The 18,931-nt window shown below is 73.1% G+C and carries 22 protein-coding genes; 9 read left to right on the top strand and 13 right to left on the bottom strand.

From position 1 onward, the window contains the following. Window positions 1-425: 425 nt before the first annotated feature. The gene (locus AB0K10_RS31535) at window positions 426-674 is read left to right on the top strand and encodes a DUF2630 family protein (RefSeq protein ID WP_363689606.1); all 249 of its coding nucleotides are present in this window, start codon (window positions 426-428) and stop codon (window positions 672-674) included. Between the two features lie 49 nt (window positions 675-723). Here AB0K10_RS31535 and AB0K10_RS31540 read toward each other — a convergent pair whose 3' ends face one another. The 3 genes from AB0K10_RS31540 to AB0K10_RS31550 all read right to left on the bottom strand — a co-directional run bounded on the left by AB0K10_RS31540 (window position 724) and on the right by AB0K10_RS31550 (window position 3,428). Next, complete coding sequence (locus AB0K10_RS31540; protein WP_363689608.1) at window positions 724-1,656, bottom strand: RIO1 family regulatory kinase/ATPase; 933 nt, start codon at window positions 1,654-1,656, stop codon at window positions 724-726. A gap of 201 nt (window positions 1,657-1,857) precedes the next feature. Then, window positions 1,858-2,502, bottom strand: coding sequence for an HAD family hydrolase (locus tag AB0K10_RS31545; RefSeq protein WP_363689610.1), 645 nt, complete (start codon window positions 2,500-2,502; stop codon window positions 1,858-1,860). A gap of 65 nt (window positions 2,503-2,567) precedes the next feature. After that, window positions 2,568-3,428 (bottom strand): carbon-nitrogen hydrolase family protein, encoded by an 861-nt coding sequence (locus AB0K10_RS31550; protein WP_363689612.1) that lies wholly within the window; start codon window positions 3,426-3,428, stop codon window positions 2,568-2,570. Between the two features lie 77 nt (window positions 3,429-3,505). Between AB0K10_RS31550 and AB0K10_RS31555 the strand changes: the two genes are divergently transcribed. The 6 genes from AB0K10_RS31555 (at window position 3,506) to mug (ending at window position 7,972) form a co-directional block, all read left to right on the top strand. Next, a complete protein-coding gene (locus tag AB0K10_RS31555; RefSeq protein WP_039906560.1) occupies window positions 3,506-4,078 on the top strand; it encodes a TetR/AcrR family transcriptional regulator in 573 nt (190 codons plus the stop codon). Window positions 4,079-4,164: 86 nt separating this feature from the next. Further along, window positions 4,165-5,097 carry a TIGR04222 domain-containing membrane protein gene (locus AB0K10_RS31560; RefSeq protein WP_363689614.1) on the top strand — a complete coding sequence of 311 codons (933 nt, stop codon included), beginning with the start codon at window positions 4,165-4,167 and terminating at the stop codon, window positions 5,095-5,097. Beyond that, the gene (locus AB0K10_RS31565) at window positions 5,094-5,912 is read left to right on the top strand and encodes a DUF692 domain-containing protein (protein WP_363689616.1); all 819 of its coding nucleotides are present in this window, start codon (window positions 5,094-5,096) and stop codon (window positions 5,910-5,912) included. Before AB0K10_RS31560 ends, AB0K10_RS31565 begins: the two co-directional genes overlap by 4 nt. After that, window positions 5,909-6,379, top strand: a complete 471-nt coding sequence (locus AB0K10_RS31570; protein WP_363689618.1) for a hypothetical protein — start codon at window positions 5,909-5,911, stop codon at window positions 6,377-6,379. Before AB0K10_RS31565 ends, AB0K10_RS31570 begins: the two co-directional genes overlap by 4 nt. A gap of 73 nt (window positions 6,380-6,452) precedes the next feature. Continuing rightward, entirely contained in the window at window positions 6,453-7,214 is a 762-nt protein-coding gene (locus AB0K10_RS31575; protein ID WP_363689620.1) for an SDR family oxidoreductase, read from the top strand. Window positions 7,215-7,348: 134 nt separating this feature from the next. After that, window positions 7,349-7,972: a G/U mismatch-specific DNA glycosylase gene (gene mug, locus AB0K10_RS31580; RefSeq protein ID WP_363689678.1), complete on the top strand. Its 624-nt coding sequence runs from the start codon at window positions 7,349-7,351 to the stop codon at window positions 7,970-7,972. A gap of 85 nt (window positions 7,973-8,057) precedes the next feature. On the opposite strand, the gene AB0K10_RS31585 is transcribed toward mug, so the two are convergent. The 3 genes from AB0K10_RS31585 to AB0K10_RS31595 all read right to left on the bottom strand — a co-directional run bounded on the left by AB0K10_RS31585 (window position 8,058) and on the right by AB0K10_RS31595 (window position 11,194). Then, window positions 8,058-10,034 (bottom strand): ABC transporter ATP-binding protein, encoded by a 1,977-nt coding sequence (locus AB0K10_RS31585; protein WP_363689680.1) that lies wholly within the window; start codon window positions 10,032-10,034, stop codon window positions 8,058-8,060. Window positions 10,035-10,152: 118 nt separating this feature from the next. Beyond that, entirely contained in the window at window positions 10,153-10,920 is a 768-nt protein-coding gene (locus AB0K10_RS31590; protein WP_363689622.1) for an enoyl-CoA hydratase/isomerase family protein, read from the bottom strand. A gap of 46 nt (window positions 10,921-10,966) precedes the next feature. Continuing rightward, window positions 10,967-11,194 (bottom strand): helix-turn-helix domain-containing protein, encoded by a 228-nt coding sequence (locus tag AB0K10_RS31595; protein WP_007462679.1) that lies wholly within the window; start codon window positions 11,192-11,194, stop codon window positions 10,967-10,969. A 212-nt stretch (window positions 11,195-11,406) separates the two neighbouring features. Between AB0K10_RS31595 and AB0K10_RS31600 the strand changes: the two genes are divergently transcribed. After that, the gene (locus AB0K10_RS31600) at window positions 11,407-12,006 is read left to right on the top strand and encodes a cadmium resistance transporter (protein WP_363689624.1); all 600 of its coding nucleotides are present in this window, start codon (window positions 11,407-11,409) and stop codon (window positions 12,004-12,006) included. Between the two features lie 45 nt (window positions 12,007-12,051). Here AB0K10_RS31600 and AB0K10_RS31605 read toward each other — a convergent pair whose 3' ends face one another. Continuing rightward, a complete protein-coding gene (locus AB0K10_RS31605; RefSeq protein WP_363689626.1) occupies window positions 12,052-13,656 on the bottom strand; it encodes an ABC-F family ATP-binding cassette domain-containing protein in 1,605 nt (534 codons plus the stop codon). Window positions 13,657-13,918: 262 nt separating this feature from the next. Here AB0K10_RS31605 and AB0K10_RS31610 point away from each other — a divergent pair, with 262 nt between their 5' ends. After that, on the top strand, window positions 13,919-14,842 hold the full coding sequence (locus tag AB0K10_RS31610) for a neutral zinc metallopeptidase (RefSeq protein ID WP_363689627.1): 924 nt from the start codon (window positions 13,919-13,921) through the stop codon (window positions 14,840-14,842). A 57-nt stretch (window positions 14,843-14,899) separates the two neighbouring features. Here AB0K10_RS31610 and AB0K10_RS31615 read toward each other — a convergent pair whose 3' ends face one another. The 6 genes from AB0K10_RS31615 to sufU all read right to left on the bottom strand — a co-directional run bounded on the left by AB0K10_RS31615 (window position 14,900) and on the right by sufU (window position 18,929). Beyond that, window positions 14,900-15,265 (bottom strand): SgcJ/EcaC family oxidoreductase, encoded by a 366-nt coding sequence (locus AB0K10_RS31615; protein WP_363689629.1) that lies wholly within the window; start codon window positions 15,263-15,265, stop codon window positions 14,900-14,902. A 2-nt stretch (window positions 15,266-15,267) separates the two neighbouring features. Continuing rightward, entirely contained in the window at window positions 15,268-15,642 is a 375-nt protein-coding gene (locus AB0K10_RS31620; RefSeq protein WP_363689631.1) for a muconolactone Delta-isomerase family protein, read from the bottom strand. A 107-nt stretch (window positions 15,643-15,749) separates the two neighbouring features. Next, window positions 15,750-16,412, bottom strand: a complete 663-nt coding sequence (locus tag AB0K10_RS31625) for an acVLRF1 family peptidyl-tRNA hydrolase (protein ID WP_363689633.1) — start codon at window positions 16,410-16,412, stop codon at window positions 15,750-15,752. 194 nt (window positions 16,413-16,606) lie between these two features. Continuing rightward, window positions 16,607-17,239 (bottom strand): LysE family transporter, encoded by a 633-nt coding sequence (locus tag AB0K10_RS31630; protein WP_363689635.1) that lies wholly within the window; start codon window positions 17,237-17,239, stop codon window positions 16,607-16,609. A 609-nt stretch (window positions 17,240-17,848) separates the two neighbouring features. Continuing rightward, the gene (locus AB0K10_RS31635; RefSeq protein WP_363689682.1) at window positions 17,849-18,310 is read right to left on the bottom strand and encodes a metal-sulfur cluster assembly factor; all 462 of its coding nucleotides are present in this window, start codon (window positions 18,308-18,310) and stop codon (window positions 17,849-17,851) included. Between the two features lie 145 nt (window positions 18,311-18,455). Next, entirely contained in the window at window positions 18,456-18,929 is a 474-nt protein-coding gene (gene sufU / locus AB0K10_RS31640; protein ID WP_363689684.1) for a Fe-S cluster assembly sulfur transfer protein SufU, read from the bottom strand. Window positions 18,930-18,931: the final 2 nt, after the last annotated feature.

Raw genomic sequence — 18,931 nt, forward strand, 5'->3', positions numbered from 1 at the left:
CCGGCATCGGACACCTGGGACATGCAACGTCTCCTCGTCGTTCCGCCGACCAAAACTGTCTACTGTGGCCGGTGGGGACCGTGAAACTTTCACCTTCTGGGCGACGGAAGCATCTCACCAAATCCGAGGCACCTCCATACCTGCGACCGGTGAGATTCCACGCCTCCGGCCGGCCGGCGTCGACGCCACGCGGGATTTACCATCCTGAATGGAGCGTGAGGTTTGGGCACCGGCGCAGGTCGCGCCCGTACGCCGAGGGCCGCGAGGGTCGCGCGGACGGGCACGGGCTCCTCGGAGGCCGAGCCGCCCGCCGCCGGGATCCGGGCGGGCACGGCCCTGGCCGGCCGAGCCGCGCGAGTGAGCCAGGACCCACCGGTACCCCCGAATCCGGGCGATGCCGGGCACCCTGTGCCAGGCTCTGTGGCATGGACGACAAGACCATCCTGAACCGGATCTCCGAACTGGTCGACGAGGAACACAAGCTGCGCGGCGAGGCCCAGGCCCACGAGTCGGGCACCGAGGGCGAGGCCAGCGAGCGGCTGCGCGCCCTGGAGGAGTCCCTCGACCAGTGCTGGGACCTGCTGCGTCGCCGTCGGGCCGCCCGCGCCAGCCACGGCGACCCGGACTCCCAGGGCGAACGCCCCAAGCCCGAGGTGGAGCGCTACCTGCAGTGACCGGTACGGGTGGGTCGGGCAGACACCCGACCCACCCGCACCGCTGCGGTCAGCGGACGCCCGCCTCGCGCAGCAGTTCCCCGGTCAGCGCCTCGGGGTCGACCTGCTCGGCGGCCAACCCCCGGGCCTTGAACCAGGCGCTGACCACCCGCACGTCGCGGGCCAGGAACTCGGGCCCCTGCGGGTTCGCCACCACGTCGACCACCTGCGGCAGATCGATCACGACCAGCCGCCCGTCGTGCACCAGCAGGTTGTACGGCGACAGGTCGCCATGGGCGTAGCCGGCCCGGGCCAGCACGCGCAGCGCCTCCACCAGCTGGGCCCACAGGTCGCGCAGCTCGGCCGGGCCGGGCCGCAGCTGAGCCAGCCGGGGCGCGGCCAGCCCCGACTCGGCGTCACCGACGAACTCGAGCATCAGCTCGGTGCCGCGCAACTGCACCGGGTACGGCACGGCGATCCGGTCGTTCCCGGCGCCGATCTCCCAGAGCCGGGCCAGCGCGGCGAACTCGGCCGCCGCCCACTGTCCGGCGATCATCTCTCGACCGAAGGCCGTCCGGCCGGCCATCGCCCGGTTCTCTCGGGACCGCCGCACCCGGCGGCCCTCCAGATAGCCGGCGTCGCGGTGGAACAGCCGGTGCTCGGCGTCCCGGTATCGCTTGACCGCCAGCAGGCAGGACCGGTCCGTGTCCGGTACCGCCCGGCGGACCAGGTGGACGTCCGCCTCCTTGCCGGTCTTCAGCACACCGAGTTCGGTGTCCTTCGCGGCCAGCTCGGTGACCAGCCACTGCGGGTGCGGCGCAGGGCCGTGGACGGCGTCGTCCCAGGACGACCAGCGTTCGCCGGTCGCCGGGTCGGGGTCGCTGTCGGGGTCGGCGGGCGGCTCACTGGGCCGCCCGCGCTTCAGAAACTGCGGTTCGTCGTCGTCGAAGCGGCTCTTGCCGCGGCTGCGGCGCTCGAGCGCCGGCAGGTCATGATCGCGCACTGTGGTGAGGTTCCCTTGATCGAGGCTGAGATAGGCAGCTGGAAGCGACCTGCGAAGACGGCCATGGCCGACCTCCTCTCCTCGACCGGGCGTCCGCCCGGGTGCACGATGCGCCGCCCATCCTGGCGGCAGTCCCGACGGTCGGTCAACCGAATTACGGCCGCCTCGACCGCTGGACGCCGCGTCCGGCGGCGGGCCGCGTCAGCTGGCGAGCACCGTGGCGACCGCGGCGATCAACCCGTCCACCGTGCGGCTCGGCGCGAACCGGACGTCCGACCAGGTCCGTCCCCGGTGCAGCCAGACGCTGGGCAGCCCGACCGCCGCGGCGCCGCCGATGTCCGCCTCCGGGCTGTCGCCCACCACCCAGGCGCCCCGCAACGGCATCCGGACCCGCTGCGCGGCGAGCGCGAAGATCCGCGGGTTGGGCTTGCTGACCCCGGCCTCCTCGGAGATCACCCAGTCGGCGACGTAGCGGTCCAGGCCGGTACGGCGGATCTTGGCGTCGTCCACGCGTACGGTGCCGTTGCAGACCACCACCGGCACCCAGCCCGCGTCGTCGGCGATCCGCAGCGCGCAGGCGGTCAGCGGATCGAGGCGGGTCTGCGCCACCACCCCGTCGTGCAGCTCCTCCACCAGGTCGATCGAGGGGATACGCAGCTCGTAGCGGTCCCGGATCGCGTCGGCCAGGTCCCAGCGGTCGGTCAACCCGTCCGCGTCGATCGAGAGCAGCCAGTCGATGTCGGTGGGGGGCGCGCCGATGCCGTCCAGGAAGCGCTCACCCCAGCGGCGGAACGGCCCGGCCCGATCCAGCAGGGTGTTGTCCAGGTCCAGCAGGAGCAGTGGCACTCGGGCACCCTACGGGACCGACGTGTCCGCCAACAGATCCCGTGGGTCTCGACCTCACGGTGGGCTCAAACGGTCAGCGACACCCGTGGACCTCCCTGGTTCGGCAGCAGATCGGCGAGCATCGAATGGGCCGCTCGGGTGGCCGTGAGCGCGGCCGGATCGAGCGTCGCCACCAGCACCGCCGAACCCTCGTCGGCGCCCCGCACGAGCGCACGTCCCTGCGGGTCGTAGACGGCCGCGCCGCCGTTGAACCGCCACGGGTCGCTGCCGCCGACCGCGTTGGCGAAGACCACGAACATCGTGTTGTCCAGGGCCCGCGCCGCGTAGTACAGGTCCCTGCGGTGTTCGGAGCCGGCCAGGTAGCCGCTGGGGCACAGGTAGGCGTGCGCGCCGTCGAGCGCGGCGGCGCGGCCGTGCTCGGGGAAGCAGCCGTCGTAGCAGATGCCCAGCCCCAGCCGCCAGTCGTCGACGAGCAGCGTGGCACCCCGCCCGCCGGGGCTGAACAGCTCCCGTTCGTCGCCCCACAGTTGCTGCTTGTCGTACCCGACGCGGACCGTGCCGGCGCGGTCGACCACCAGGGCGGCGATGGTGCGCCGGCCGTCCGGGTGCCGCGCCGCCGCGCCGACCACCACTGTGGTTCCGGCCGTCCGTGCCGCGGCGCGCAGCGGGTCGAGCCGACCGTCGGCGACCATCCCGGCCGGGTCGGCCGCGACGTCGGTGCCGACCAGATCGGCGGCGAGGGTCGGCGGGTGGTAGGCGCAGAGGTACAGCTCGGGGAGGACTGCCACCCGGGCGCCCTGCTCGGCGGCACGACGGACCAGCTCGGCGGCGGCGAGTGCGTTGCCGGCCACGTCACCTGGCGTCGGTGTCGCCTGGACGGTGGCCACGGTCAGCGGGGCGGACGGCACGGGATGCGGCGGGATCACCGGCCGATGGTAAACGGCACGTTACCAAGCCGTACGTACGGTTTGCGTGGCCCGGGGTGACCTGCGACGATCGCCGTGTGCCCAGAGTAAGCCAGGACCAGCTCGACGCGCGCCGGCAGGAGATCCTCGCCGCCGCGCGGGCGTGTTTCGCGCGGCTCGGCTACGAGGGGGCCACCGTCCGCCGCCTCGAGGAGGCCACCGGCCTGTCCCGTGGCGCCATCTTCCACCACTTCCGCGACAAGGACTCACTCTTCCTCGCCGTCGCCGAGGACGACGCCGCCGTGATGGTCGAGACGGTGGCCCGCAACGGTCTGGTGCAGGTGATGCGCGATCTGCTGGCCCGTGCGATGTCTCCCGACACCACCGGCTGGCTGGGCAGTCAACTGGAGGTCTCCCGGCGGCTGCGCACCGATCCGGCGTTCGCCCGGCGCTGGGCTGAACGTTCCGCCGCGATCGCCGAGGCGACCCGTGACCGGTTGGCCCGCCAACGTGACGCCGGGGTGCTGCGCGAGGACGTACCGATCGACGTGCTGGCCCAGTTCCTGGAGCTGGCCTACGACGGCCTGGTGCTGCACCTGGCGATGGGCCGACCGGCCGGCGACCTGGGCCCGGTCCTCGACCTGGTCGAGGAGGCGGTCCGCCGCCGCTGAGCGCCGTCGCCGCACACCGGCGTGGGACCCGTGGCGGTGGTGCTCCACAATGGGGCCGCCGATCCCTCCGGCGACAGGAGCAGCCGATGATCGTCCACGCCGCGTCGGGCGACACCTGGGGTGTCCCGGGCCCGACCTTCCTCCGGTTCTACCTCGTGGCGGCCGCCGTGGTGGTCGCGTTCGCGGTGCTGCACCGGGTCCGCCCCGCCACGTCAGGCGGGCACGCCAGCGTCGACCCGCTCGGCCCGCAACAGGTCGCGTACCTCAACGGTGGTGCCGGACTCGCCGTGCACGCCGCGCTCGGCGGGCTGCGCGGCAGCGGCGCGATCGGCGTACGACCGGACCGCCGGCTGACCACGGTCGGACCGACGCCGACGGGGCTCACCCCGTTGGACGCGGCCATCCACTGGGCCGCCCACCAGCACTCCCGCGTTCGGGACCTGAGCCAGAACGAGCGGGTCGTCACCGCGCTCCACCAGCTCCGCACCGGTCTCGAAGAGCGTGGGCTGCTCGTGAGCCCCACGCGACGGGCCACCGCGCGACGGTGGGCGCTGCTCCTCACCGCCCTGCTGGCGCTCGGTGTGGTGCGGCTGATCGCCGGCCTGGCCAACGGCCGGCCCGTGGGCTACCTGGCGCTCACCCTGGTCGGGGTGCTGGTGGCGACGCTGCTGCTCTGGCGGATACCGCGAACCACCCGGGCCGGTCGCGCCGCGCTGCGCGATCTGCGCAAACGGCACACCCACCTCACCCCCGACTCGTCCCCCGCGTACGCCACCTACGGCGCGGCCGGCGCGGCGATGGGCGTCGCCCTGTTCGGCACCGCGTCGCTCTGGGCGATCGACCCGGGCTTCGCCGAGCAGGCCGAGATCCAGCGCCAGGCCATCGCCGGCGGTGGCTGGTCCTCGGGCTCCGGCAGCGGAACGTCGGGCAGCTCGTGTGGCGGCGGCAGCTCCTGCGGCGGCGGCAGTTCCTGCGGCGGTGGCGGCGGGTGCGGCGGCGGTGGTGGGTGCGGCGGATGACCGGCCCTTCCGGCGTCGGCATCGGTTGGCGTCCCGAGATCGCCGGTTTCGTGGCCGAGCTGCCCGGGTTGCGCTTCGTCGAGGTGGTGGCCGAGTCGGTGCCCTCGACCGGACCGCTCCCGCCGGGGTTGGCGCAGCTGCGGGAGCGCGGCGTGACAGTCGTACCGCACGGGGTGCGGCTCTCTCTCGGTGGCGCCGAGCCGGTCGACCCGACCCGCGTCGCCCACCTGGCCGCGGTGGCGCAGCGGGTCGACGCCCCGCTGGTCAGCGAGCACATCGCCTTCGTCCGGGCCGGCGGGCTGGAGGCCGGGCACCTGTTGCCGCTGCCGCGCAGCCGGGAGGCGGTCGACGCGGTCTGCGCCAACGTGGCCCGAGCGCAGGCCGAGCTGCCCGTGCCGATCGCGCTGGAACCGATCGCGGCCCTGTTCGACTGGCCCGACGACGAGCTGGACGAGGCGGACTTCCTCACCGAGATCCTCGACCGCACCGGCGCGCTGCTGCTGCTGGACATCGCCAACGTGCACGCCAACGCCCGCAACCGGGGCACCGACCCGCTCGCGCTGCTCGACCGGCTGCCACTGGACCGGATCGGCTACGTGCACGTCGCCGGCGGGGCCGAGCACGGCGGGTTCTACCACGACACGCACACCGATCCCGTACCGCCGCAGGTGCTGGAGCTGGTCGGCGCGCTCTGCGCCCGGCAGCGGCCACCGGCCTTGCTGCTGGAACGCGACGGCGGCTATCCCCCGGCCGCCGAGCTGCGCGCCGAACTGGACGCCCTCGCTGCCGCCGGGGGCTTCCCGGCCGTGACGTGACGGGCACGCTCGCCGAGCGGCAGGCCGAGCTGGTCGCGGCGCTTGTCGCCGGAGGCCCGTCGCCCGCCGGGTTCGCGGCCGGGCCGCTCGCGGCCGCCCGGGCGGCGCTGCTCCGCAAGCGGGCAGGCGAGGTGGCTCGGCACTGGCCGCTGCTCGCCGCCGGCCTCGGCGCGGCGTGGCCGGCGACCTTCGCCGACTGGGCCGCCGACCGCCCCACCGCCGGTTCGCTGCGCGACGGCTGGGACCTCGCCCGCACGCTGCGCGAACGCGAGGCCCTGCCGCCGGCGGGCGCCGAGGAGCTGGCCGTCCGAGAGGCGGTCCTGCGCTACGACGGGCGGGCGGCGCCACGTCCGCGCCGGCTGCCGGCCGTGGCCCGCGCCGGCGGCGCCGTCGCGGTGCAGATCGCCGGTCGGGTACGCCTGGTGCGCCCCGCCGCGCGTCCGCCCGCCCAGGTCGACGCGCGCTAGGGCCTCGGTCGGGCCGAGGCGGAGTGCAGGGGCTTCGACACGGGCCTCAGCCCTATGCGGCATGATCGGCGGCATGGATCTCGGACTGACCGACCGGGTGTACGTGCTCACCGGCGCCTCCCGCGGCCTCGGTTACGCGACGGCGCGGTGCCTGGTCGCCGACGGCGCGCGGGTCGTGCTCTCGGCCCGCGACGCCGACGCGGTCGCCGCCGCAGCGGAAGGGCTCGGTGGCCCGGACCGGGCGGTGGGCGTCACCGCCGACCTGACCGACCCGCAGACCCCGGATCGGCTCGTCGCGGCGGCCCGGCAGCACTTCGGCCGGATTGACGGCGCGCTCATCTCCGTCGGCGGCCCACCCGCCGGCAACGCCGCGTCGATCACCGACGAACAGTGGCGGCACTCCTTCGAGACCGTCTTCCTGGGCACCGTCCGCGCGGCACGCACGGTCGCCGCCGCGCTGCCCGACGGGGGCGCGATCGGGCTGGTGCTCTCCACCTCCGCCCGTGGCCCGGTGCCCGGCCTCGGCATCTCCAACGGCCTGCGGCCCGGCCTGGTCGGCGTCGCCAAGGACATCTCCGACGAATACGGCCCTCGCGGCGTACGCGTGGTCGGCCTCCTGCCCGGCCGGATCATGACCGACCGAAACCGGGAGCTGTTCGCCGCCACCGGTGACCCCGAGCGGGCCCGCGCCGAGGCGGAGGCGAGCATCCCGCTGCGGCGCATCGCCGACCCGGCCGAGTTCGGCCGGGTGGCCGCCTTCGTGCTCTCCCCTGCCGCCAGCTACCTGACCGGGCTCACCGTGCCTGTCGACGGCGGCGCGCTGCGCGGGCTGTGACGCCCGACCGGCCGCGAGCTGCCCGTACGGTCACGCCGCCCGAGCCCGATCCCCCGGTCGTTGATCGACTCGGCTTTCCGGAAGTCGGGCAGTCGACGCGACCGGGACGCCCCGACTTGCGGGAACCCGAGTCGATCGACGCGCGGCACACCGGCCTTTCCCCCGCCGTCGAGCCCGGCTCGGCCCGGCCGACCCGCGCGGAGCTGGCGGCGGCCGCGGACCGGACCATCCCCGACGTGCTCGCGCCGGGGATGGCGGTGCTGTTCGTCGGCATCAACCCGGGCCTCTGGTCGGCCGCCACGGGCTGGCACTTCGCCCGCCCCGGCAACCGGTTCTGGCCGGCGCTGCACACCGGCGGGTTCACCCCTCGGCTGCTGCACCCCAGCGAACAGGACCAGCTGCCCGCCCTGGGCCTCGGCATCACCAACATGGCCGCCCGGGCTAGCGCCCGCGCCGACGAGCTGACCGCCGCGGAACTCCTCGACGGCGCGGCGATCCTGACCGACAAGGTCACCCGGTACCGGCCGCGCTGGGTGGCGGTGGTGGGAGTGACCGCGTACCGCATCGGTTTTCAGCGGCCCAAGGCCACCTTCGGGCCGCAGCCGGAGTCGTTGGCCGGGGCACGGCTGTGGGTGCTGCCCAACCCGAGCGGCCTGAACGCGCACTTCACGCCTGTCACGCTCGGCGCGGCGTTCGCCGAGCTGCGCGAGGCGACGGGCCTTCCGGACCGCCGCAGACCCGACCCACCCAGCCGTTGATCGACTCGCTTTCACGAAAGTCGGGTTGTCGGTGCGACCAGAACACCCCGAATCTCAGGAACCCGAGTCGATCAACCGCCGTGGGTCAGTTGGCGGCGGCGGGTGGCATGGCCTCGTCGGCGACGTACGTGCCCAGGGGCATGACCACCGGCTCGGGGCCTGTCGCGTCCACGTAGGGCTTCGGCGAGTCCACGACCGCGAACTGCGTGCGGTACAGCTCGGCGTAGAGCCCGCCGACCGCGACCAGCTCGTCGTGGCGGCCACGCTCGACGATCCGCCCGCCGTCGAGCACGAGGATCTGGTCGGCGTCGCGGACGGTGGAGAGCCGGTGCGCGATCACCAGGGCGGTACGACCGGCCAGCGCCACCGACAGCGCCCGCTGCACCGCTGCCTCGCTCTCCGAATCCAGGTGTGCGGTCGCCTCGTCGAGGATCACGATCGACGGGGCCTTGAGCAGCAGTCGGGCGATGGCGATGCGCTGCTTCTCGCCGCCGGAGAAGCGGTAGCCGCGCTCCCCCACGGTGGTGTCCAGACCGTCGGGCAGCGCCCGGACGAGGTCGGCCACCTGGGCTCCGGCGAGCGCCGCCCAGATCTCGTCGTCGGTGGCGTCCGGCTTGGCGTAGCGCAGATTCTCGGCGATCGTCTCGTGGAACAGGTGTGAATCCTGGGTGACGACGCCGATCTCGTCGCGCAGGGAGGCGAGGGTCGCGTCGCGCACGTCCACGCCGCCGACAAGCACCTGCCCGTCCGTGACGTCGTAGATCCGGGAGATGAGCATGGACAGCGTCGACTTGCCGGCGCCGGACGGGCCGACCAGGGCGACCATCTGCCCCGGCTCGACGCTGAACGAGACGCCCTTGAGCACCGGCTCGTTGACGGTGCGGTCGAGCGTGGCGACCTCCTCCAGCGACGCGAGGGAGATCTCGGCGGCGCTCGGGTAGCGAAAGCGCACGTCGCGGAAGTCGACCCGGCCGGCGCTGCGGGGCACCGGCACCGCGTCGGGCTTCTCCACGATGCCGGGTTCGAGGTCGAGCACCTCGAAGACGCGGTCGAAGGAGACCAGCGCGCTCATCACGTCCACCCGGACGTTGGAGAGCGCGGTGAGCGGCCCGTACAGCCGGGTGAGCAGCAGCGCGAGGGTCACGACGGTGCCCGCGCTGACGCCGCCGGTGACCGCGAGCCAACCGCCCAGGCCGTAGGTGAGCGCCTGGGCCAGCGAGGCGACGAGCAGCATCGCCACGAAGAAGGTCCGCGAGTACATGGCCGACTGGATGCCGATGTCACGCACCCGCTCGGCCCGGTCGGCGAACCGGCGGGCCTCGATCTCGGGCTGCCCGAACAGCTTCACCAGCAGCGCGCCGGCCACCCCGAACCGCTCGGTCATGGTCGCGCTCATCTTGGCGTCGAGGTTGTACGCCTCGCGGGTGATGTCGGCCAATCGCCGACCGACCCGTCGGGCCGGAATGATGAAGATCGGCAGCAGCACCAGCGAGAGCGCGGTGATCTGCCAGGAGAGGGTGAACATCACCGCGGCGGTGAGGACCAGCTGGATGACGTTGCTGACCACACCGGACAGCGTGGAGGTGAACGCCCGCTGGGCGCCGAGCACGTCGTTGTTGAGCCTGCTGACCAGCGCGCCGGTCTGGGTGCGGGTGAAGAACTGCAACGGCATCCGCTGCACGTGGTCGTAGACCCGGGTGCGCAGGTTGAGGATGATGCCCTCGCCGATGCGGGCCGAATACCACCGCTGGGCCAGGGACAGCAGCGCGTCGGCGACCGCCAGCCCGGCGATGAACAGGGCCAGCCGGACCACGAGCCGGCCGGCCTCGCTGCCACCACGGTTGATGGCGTTGATGACGTCGCCGGCGAGCACCGGCGTGGCCACGCCGATGATGGCGGCCAGAACCACGGTGGCCAGGAAGACGATGATGTCGCGCCGATAGGGCTGGGCGAACGCCACGATGCGGCGGGCCACCCCGTGCTTGAGCCGGTGGGTGGACACCTCGTCGCGGTTGCGCATCGACCGGAGCATGCTCCACCCGGCCATGCCACCGCCGGACATCGGGTTGGACACCGCTCACCTCCGGGTCGTCGGGTGGGACACCTCCGTCAGGGTCAATTCTCCCGACGACTCTGACAACCTCGGTCGTAACCCGGATCTTCCCGTACGGTCCTTACTACTATTCTCCCCGGCCGGCCAGGTCCCGCAGGCGGCGGGTCTGCGCCTCCCGTTCGGCGCGCTGCTGATCGGCGTGCGACCGGCCGGCCGCGCCGGCGAGCAGGGCCTTGATCTCCACCACCGCGTCGCGTGGCCCGGCCAGCAGGCCCGCGGTGAGGTCACGGACCGCGTCGTCCAGCTCGCCCGGCGGTACGACGAGGGTGGCCAGCCCGATCCGGTCCGCCTCGGCGGCGTCCAGCCGGCGGCCGGTCGCGCAGATCTCCAGCGCGCGGGAATAGCCGACCAGCTCGACGAGGCGCTTCGTGCCGGCCAGGTCGGGCACCAGCCCGAGGGTCACCTCGGCCATCGACAACTTCGCGTCGGCGGCCAGGACACGCAGGTCACAGGCCAGAGCGAGTTGGAAACCGGCGCCGATCGCGTGCCCCTGCACGGCGGCCACGGAGATGACGTCCGGACGGTGCAACCAGGTGAAGCCGGCCTGGAACGCGGCGATCTGGTCGGCGCACTCCTGCTCGGGCAGTGTGGCCAGCTCGGCGAACGACCCCGGGCCGGAGGCGCCGGCCACCGCGAGGTCGAGGCCGGCGGAGAACGCACGCCCCTCGCCCCGCACCACCACCACCCGGACGTCGCCGGGCAGGTCGCGGGAGAAGTCGCTCATCGCGCGCCACATGGCAGGCGTCTGGGCGTTGAGCACGTCGGGCCGGCACAACGTCACCGTGGCAACCGGCCCGTCGCAGGTCAGCCGAACCCCGGTCGCCTCGGCGGTCACCGGGCGGCCCGGGGCGCGGCGCTGGTGGACGACGCTGAGGGGCGGGTCACGCCTTCTTGCGGCGCCGGGCACCGCCGCGCTGACGCAGCTGAACCCCGGACTCGGTGAGCACTCGGTGGATGAACCCGTAGGAGCGGCCGGTAGAGGCCGCCAGCGCGCGGATGCTCTCTCCCGAGGTGTACCGCTTTACCAGGTCCTTGGCGAGCGTCTGACGCTCGGCTCCGACGATCCGGCGACCCTTCTCAGTGCTGGTGGCTGTGCCAGTGGCTGCCATACTGTGTCCTCACGTCCCAGACTGTGCGGTTCGGATACGGTCCCACCTATTAGACCGCCTCGGACGATCATGCGCCAGATATCAACTCTTCGCCAACCGACACGCTATGCAATGTCAGCTTCCCGATAGAGTGATCCTCGCGATCGGTCCCGGCGCGTCGTCCGGGTGGGCCACCGCCGAGCGGCGACTCCTCTCGCCGTACGCTCCCGGGCGTGATCGACCTGCTCGGCACCGCGGCGGGAGCGGCAGTGGTCTTCGCCGCCACCGACATCGACGACATCGTCATCCTCACGCTGTTCTTCGTGGCGGCTCGCACCACCGGCCGGCCCCGCACCTGGCAGATCGTCGCCGGCCAGTACCTCGGCATCGGCGCGCTCGCGCTGGCCAGCGCGGTGGTCGCCGCAGGGCTGCTGGTCGTGCCGGACCCGTGGACCGGGCTGCTCGGCCTGCTGCCGATCGCGCTGGGCGTCCGCGCCCTGGTGCGACGCGACGACGACGAGGCGCCGAGCGTGGTGGCGTCCACGCTCGGCGTGGCCGGGGTGACCATCGCCAACGGCGCCGACAACGTGGCCGTCTACGTACCCGTGTTCCGGGCCCTCGGCCCCGGCGACAGCGCGGTCTTCCTGCTGGTCTTCGTGGTGCTCGTCGGCCTGTGGTGCGCCGCCGCGGCCTGGCTGGGTGGTCACCGCAGGGTGGTCCGGCTGGTGGAGCGTGCCGGACACTGGCTGGTCCCGACGATCTTCGTCGCCATCGGGGTGATGATCCTGGTCAGCTCCGGCGTGCTCGGCCGGCTGGTGGACCTGCTTGGCTGAGACCGGCCCGAGCCCGACGACCCGAGCCCGACCCAGCCGGGTCGGTCAGGCCAGCTCGACCAGTTCGAGGAGGTCGTCGCTCCAGGCGTCCTCGTCGCCGTCGGGCAGCAGGATCGCGCGGTCGGGCTTGAGCGCGAGGACCGCGCCCGGGTCGTGCGTGACGAGCACGATGGCACCCGGGTAGTTGGCGATCGCGTCGAGCACCTGCTCCCGGCTGACCGGGTCGAGGTTGTTCGTCGGCTCGTCGAGAAGCAGCACATTGGCGCCGGAGCAGACCAGTGTGGACAGCGCCAGCCGGGTCTTCTCGCCGCCGGAGAGCACCCCGGCCGGCTTGTTCACGTCGTCGCCGGAGAACAGGAACGCGCCGAGGATCTTGCGCAGGTCGGTGTCGGACTGCTCGACGGCGGCGGCCCGCATGTTCTCCAGCACCGTCCGCTCCACGTCCAGCGTCTCGTGCTCCTGGGCGTAGTAGCCCAGGCGCAGCCCGTGCCCCGCGTGCACCTCGCCGGTGTCCGGGTTGAGCAGCCCGCCGAGCATCCGCAGCAGCGTCGTCTTGCCGGCGCCGTTGAGCCCGAGGATGGCCACCCGGGAACCCCTGTCCACCGCGACGTTGACGTCGGTGAAGATCTCCAACGAGCCGTACGACTTGGACAGGCCGGTCGCGGTGAGCGGCGTCTTGCCGCACGGGGCGGGGCTGGGGAAGCGGACCTTGGCGACCCGGTCGGCGACGCGTACCTCCTCCAGGCCGGAGATCAGCTTCTCGGCACGGCGGGCCATGTTCTGCGCGGCGACGGTCTTGGTGGCCTTGGCCCGCATCTTGTCGGCCTGCGCCATCAGCGCGCCGGCCTTCTTCTCCGCGTTGGCCCGCTCACGGCGGCGGCGGCGCTCGTCGGTCTCGCGGGCCTCCAGGTATGCCTTCCAGCCCAGGTTGTAGACGTCGATCACGGACCGGGTGGCGTCGAGGAACCAGACCTTGTTGACCACCGACTCCAGCAGCGCGCCGTCGTGGGAGATCACGATGAGGCCGCCCTTGTGGTTGGCGAGGAAGCCGCGCAGCCAGGTGATCGAGTCGGCGTCGAGGTGGTTCGTCGGCTCGTCGAGCAGCAGGATGCCGCCGCCGTTCTCACCGGCGTCGCGGAACAGGATCCGCGCCAGCTCGATGCGCCGGCGCTGACCGCCGGAGAGGGTGCCGATGGTCTGGGCGAGGGCGCGGTCCGGGAGCCCCAGGTTGGCGCAGATACGGGCGGCTTCGGCCTCGGCCGCGTACCCGCCGAGGGCGGCGAACTGGTCCTCCAGCGCGCCGTAGCGGCGGACCAGCTTGTCGCTGGAGTCCTCGACGAGCTGGGCCTCGATCTCCTTCATCTGGGCCATCAGCACGTCCAGGCCACGGGCGGAGAGCACCCGGTCGCGGCCTGTCACCTCCAGGTCGCCCGTGCGCGGGTCCTGCGGGAGGTAGCCGATGGCGCTGCGCTGGTCGATCTGCCCGCCGTACGGCTGCCCCTCGCCGGCGAGCACCTTCAGGGTGGTCGTCTTGCCGGCGCCGTTGCGGCCGACCAGGCCGATCCGGTCACCGGGCTGCACGCGCAGGGTGGTGTCGGACAGCAGGATCCGGGAGCCGGCACGCAGCTCCAGGCCGGTGGCAGTGATCATCTCGTGGGACTCGCTCTCGGGGTCTGGAAGGCTGACTCAGGGCACGCGAAAGCGCCGGCGGGCGGTGGGCCCGTCGGCGCGGGGCGGTTCAGCCTTCGCAGCGTGGCACGGAGACAAGTGTACCGGGCGCTCCCCGGCGGCCCGCCCGGATTACCAATCAAGATCATCGGGTACCGGAACGCCTGTCCGGACCCCGTCCGGCACTGAAGCGACACAACGACATACATACGACATTCACCGGCATACGGCGATCGGGGTCACCATGGAACTCAACGAGCGGGCCGAGCTCGACACCTCCCAGGCCAACGACCTGGGGCGTGGATCCGGCGGTGGGGGCGGCGGCATGGGCATCCCCATCCCGGGCGGCGGCGGTCGGGGCGGGATCATCGGCATCGTGGTGGCCGTGCTCATCGCCCTGCTCGGCGGCGGCTTCGGCCTGAACGCCATGACCAACGGCGACGACGGCGGCCAGGCCGGCGGCGGCGACATAGACCAGGCGTGCGGCACCGCCAATCCGGACCGTCTCCAGGACGCGCGCTGCCGCAACCTGCTCTACGTCAACAGCATCCAGGGGTACTGGCAGAAGGAGTACCCGGAGCTGGGCAACGGAAAGTACGAGCCCACCACCACGAACTTCTTCCAGCAGGCAGTGAACACCGGCTGCGGTCAGGCCGACTCGGGCGTCGGCCCGTTCTACTGCCCCGCCGACAAGTTGGTGTACATCGACCTGAGCTTCTACGACGAGCTGGCCACCCGGTTCGGGGCGAAGGGCGAGTTCGCCCAGCCGTACGTGCTCGCGCACGAGTACGGCCACCACGTCCAGGACCTGCTCGGCACCAACGCCAAGGCCGGCCAGGGCGACCAGAGCGGCCCCCGCTCCGCCTCCGTGCGGTTGGAGTTGCAGGCCGACTGCTACGCGGGCGCCTGGGCCAAGCACGCCACCGAGAGCAAGGACAAGACCGGCCAGCAGCCGCTTTTCAAGAGCATCACCGAGGCCGACATCAGCCAGGCCGTCGACACCGCCGAGGCGATCGGTGACGACAGCATCCAGGAACGCTCCGGCGGGCGGGTCAACCCGGACCAGTTCACCCACGGCACGTCCGAGCAGCGCAAGCGCTGGTTCACCCAGGGCTACACCGGTGGCGACCCGAAGAACTGCGACACCTTCGGCACCGACCAGCTCTGACAAATCGCCGTACGTCGTGGCAGGTCCTTCGGGGCCTGCCACGACCATGTTCGCGCCTCAGCCCAGCCGAGAGACCTGGTAGTGCCCGATGAGCCAGTCGTCACCGATCCGGCGGACGACCACGCCGAGGTGGACCGTCAGGGCCGGGCGGTCGGTGAAACCGAACTCCACCTCCAGATAGCCCAGGACCACGTCGTCGGCGAGGCGTCGGGTCTCCCGGATGTCGTACGTGGCGGTCATGCCGAGCGGCTGCGCCTCGTAGTACGCGGCCACGCCGTCCCGGCCGACGCTGTACGGGTGCAGCCCCTGGAAGATCGCGTCATCGGTGAAGCAGGACGCCACGTCATCCGGCTCGTGCGCGTCGACGGCGGTCCTCCACCGGTCGAGGACGCTCCGCAGGATCTCCGCCTCGCTGCTGACCATGGTCAAGCCCTCGGTTGCCGGGGCGGCTGACCCGGGTCGTTCGGGTGCGGCGTCAACGGGGTGACGGTCTCGCGCCGCCAGGCGCGCAGCGGCATCGACGCGAGCACCGCCTCCAACTCGTCCGCGTCGTCGGCATGGAACAGCCCCCACGTACGCCACTCCCCCGGCGCAAGCGGCGGCCGCCACAGCCGCAGGAGGCTGCCGTGCGCCACCAGCTCGGCCGAACGCGCCGCCTCGCGTGTCCGCATGTCGGCGACCTCGTCCTCGGAGATGCCGTCGGGCACCGTCGTCACCATGTCCACCAGAAACTCCACAGGCCCATCCTCCGACGGGCCACCCGGGAGCACGCCGGGAACCCCGATCTGCGTGGCGGTCATCTCCTCCACGGCCCGCCGTTCGTCGCCGGCGGCGAGGGTCGGGCCGCCGTGCCGATCAAGCGGCGGTGGGCACGACCTGCCCGTCCGCCGACAGCACGAAGCCGTCGTCACTCGGCAGGGTCGGGCGCCGGGTCGCGCAGCCGGATCCGTACCGCACGGGCCGCGCCCACCGCCGCGACCAGGACCGCGTGCCGCGGCTCCGGCACGTCGAGCAGCCGCTCGGCGCGCAGCGGCACGAGCGGGGCCAACCGCCGGTCGGCCAGCACCGTGTCCACGGCACGCCGGTCGCCACCGCAGACGACCGCCGCCAGCCGCGCCGCCTCCGGCAACAGCAGGCGTACGGCCAGGTCCGCCGCATCGCCCAGCGCCGCCTTGGCCTGGTTGTCGCGGCGACGGGCGAACCGGTGCTGCGACCATCCCCCGGCGGCGGTGCGCCCCTGCACGTACCGGGTGTCCACCTTGGAGACCACCAGGTCGGGGCCCTGCGCCACACCGATCGCCACCGCTCCCTTGCGGGCCAGCAGCAGGCCGATCCGGTGTGGCGTGCCGGCGGCGGCCACGAACGCGTCCACGTCGGCGCCCACCGGAGCGCCAGGTGGGGCGTACAGCTCGGCGGTGCTCCCGTCGGGGGCGGTGAGCAGCAGGCCGTACTTCCGTGTGGTGGTGGTGGGCGGGCCGTGCCGGTCGGCGAAGCCCTCGACCCAGCGGCCGACGCGGGCCGGGTCGACCTCGACCCACCGGCCGCCCCCGGCTGCGGGTCGACTGGTCACGGCCCCGACCGTACGCCACGGCCGCTCCGATCGGGCCGCCGGGCGGACGGCTCAACCCGGCAGCAGCCCGCCACCGCCAGCGCGGCTCAGCCCGGCAGCAACGCCGCCACCGCCAGCGCGGCTCAGCCCGGCAGCAACGCCGCCACCGCGAGCGCGGCTCAGCCCGGCAGCAACGCCGCCACCGCGACGGCGGCTCAGCCCGGCAGCAACGCCGCCACCGCGACGGCGGCGATGAGCGCGCTGGAGACCAGGCCGGTGACCAGCCGGCCACGCGGTCCGGTCAGCGCCCGGCCGACAATCGTGCCGCCGCCGGCGATGAGCAGTTGCCAGCTCGCCGACGCCAGGAACACACCGGCCACGAAGAGCGTGGCGGCCGGGCCGTTCGCGTCGGCGGTGTCCCGGCGGCCGAGCACCAGCGCGGCGAAGTAGAGCACCGTCGTCGGGTTCAGCAGGGTCAGCCCGAGCACCGCCGCGTAGGCCCGCCCGGGAGTGTTCAGCCCCCGACCGACCGACGGCGGCGGCTCGTGCCGGGCGTGGTGGGTGGCCCACGTGCGCCAGAGGCCGTGTGTGGCGAGACCCAGCAGGACCACGGCGGCGACCACCCGCAGCGGGCCGGCCGCCGGTGCGACGATCCCGGCCAGGCCCGCGCCGCCGAGCGCGGCGACAGCCGCGTACAGCCCGTCGGCCGTCGCCACCGCGAGCGCCGCGGCCGCACCGACCCGGAACGAGGTACGGGCACTGAGCCCCAGGATGAGGACCGCGATCGCGCCGACCGGGATGGCCACGCCGTAGCCGGCCACCAGGCCGGCGAGGAACGCCCCGCTCACGACAGCGGGCGACGCATCGAGGCCACCGCGGGCAGGGTGCGCTGTCGACGTACGGCGGTGGCCGCACGGACAGAAACCTGCATCGGGTACGCCTCGATCACGATCGAATCCTCCGCGCCAAACCCCCGCCGGCGCCACAGGATTTCCCGCCCCCACCCCGACTACCAGCCCTCACCTCCAGCTCCCACTCGGCCCCGCGCGCCGGCCCGCACCCCGCACCCCGGGCCCACCCCGGCCCGCACCCCGCACCCCGCCGCACCCCGCACTCTGACCTGGGCAGCGGCCGAAAATCGCGCAACTTCCGGGATGTTGCTGTCTCTCGGGCGGCGGAGGCAGCACTTTCGCGGATGTTGTGCGGATCTTCGGCTCGGTCGGGGCCGAGATCGTGCTCGATCCTGGTTCTAGTGGCCTCAGCGAGCCGCGGACACCACTACAACCCGGAAACTGCGCGATCTTGCAGCGCGACGAGAGAACGACCGCAGGCGGGGGCGGACAGCCCAGCGCGGGGGGGCGTCGGCGGCGCGTGCCCTGCTTGGGCCTTGAGACGGGTCGAGCGCGGCGCCCCGGGTGGGGCGTCGCGCTCGACGGGTGGGGCCGACCGGAGTCGGGTCAGACGTTGAAGCCGAGGGATCGGAGCTGGTCGCGACCCTCATCGGTGATCTTGTCCGGGCCCCACGGCGGGAGCCAGACCCAGTTGATCCGGATGTCGTTGACCAGGCCGCCGCCCGGGCCGGTGGTGAGCGCCTGCCGGGCCTGGTCCTCGATCACGTCGGTCAGCGGGCAGGCCGCGGACGTGAGGGTCATGTCCAGGGTCGCGACGTTCTCGTCGTCGACGTGCACCCCGTACACCAGGCCGAGGTCGACCACGTTGATGCCCAACTCGGGGTCGACGACGTCCTTCATCGCCTCCTCGATGTCGGCGATCATGGCCTTGCTGACGCCGCCCGCCGAGGTGGCGGCGTCGGCGCCCGGCGTCGCAGCGCCGTCGGCCGCGGCATCGCCGGCAGCCGGCGTCGCTGCGGCACTGGTCGTCGCAGCGGCGCTCGTCGTCGCGACTCCGTCGGTCGTCACGGCGTCGGCCTGCGGCGCCGCGGTGGCGTCACCGGCCTCCGGCGTCGCCGCGGTAGCGGTGTTCTCGCTCATGCCGTCCCTCCGGTTCGCTTCGTGATGCCACAGGGCACCACGGTGCTGCTGGAATTCGCTCGCTGGCGCTGGCTCACGCCTTCACCTCCGGGCTCACGCCCACGCCCGCGCGTGCCGCGGCGTCCTTGAACGCCATCCACGGCAGCAGCGCGCACTTCACCCGGGCGGGGTAGCGGGCAACGCCCGCGAAGGCCACCCCGTCACCGAGTACGTCCTCGTCCGGCGTGACCTGGCCACGTCCGGACATCAACTCGACGAACGCCTCGTGCACCTCGAATGCTTCCCCGGCGTCGCGACCGCGCAGCAGCTCGTGCAGCACGCTCGCCGAGGCCTGGCTGATCGAGCAGCCCATGCCGTCGTACGAGATGTCGTGCAGCACGTCGCCGTCGGTGGCCACCCGGACGGTGACCTCGTCGCCGCAGGTCGGGTTGACGTGGTGCGCCTCCGCGACCCGGTCGGTCGCGTCCTCGGCGTCGCGCAGGCCACGGCCGTGCGGATGCTTGTAGTGGTCCAGGATGATCTCCTGGTAGAGCTGGTCGAGTTGCACCA

Source organism: Micromonospora sp. NPDC049274, from assembly GCF_040678875.1.
In the GTDB taxonomy this organism is placed as follows: domain Bacteria; phylum Actinomycetota; class Actinomycetes; order Mycobacteriales; family Micromonosporaceae; genus Micromonospora.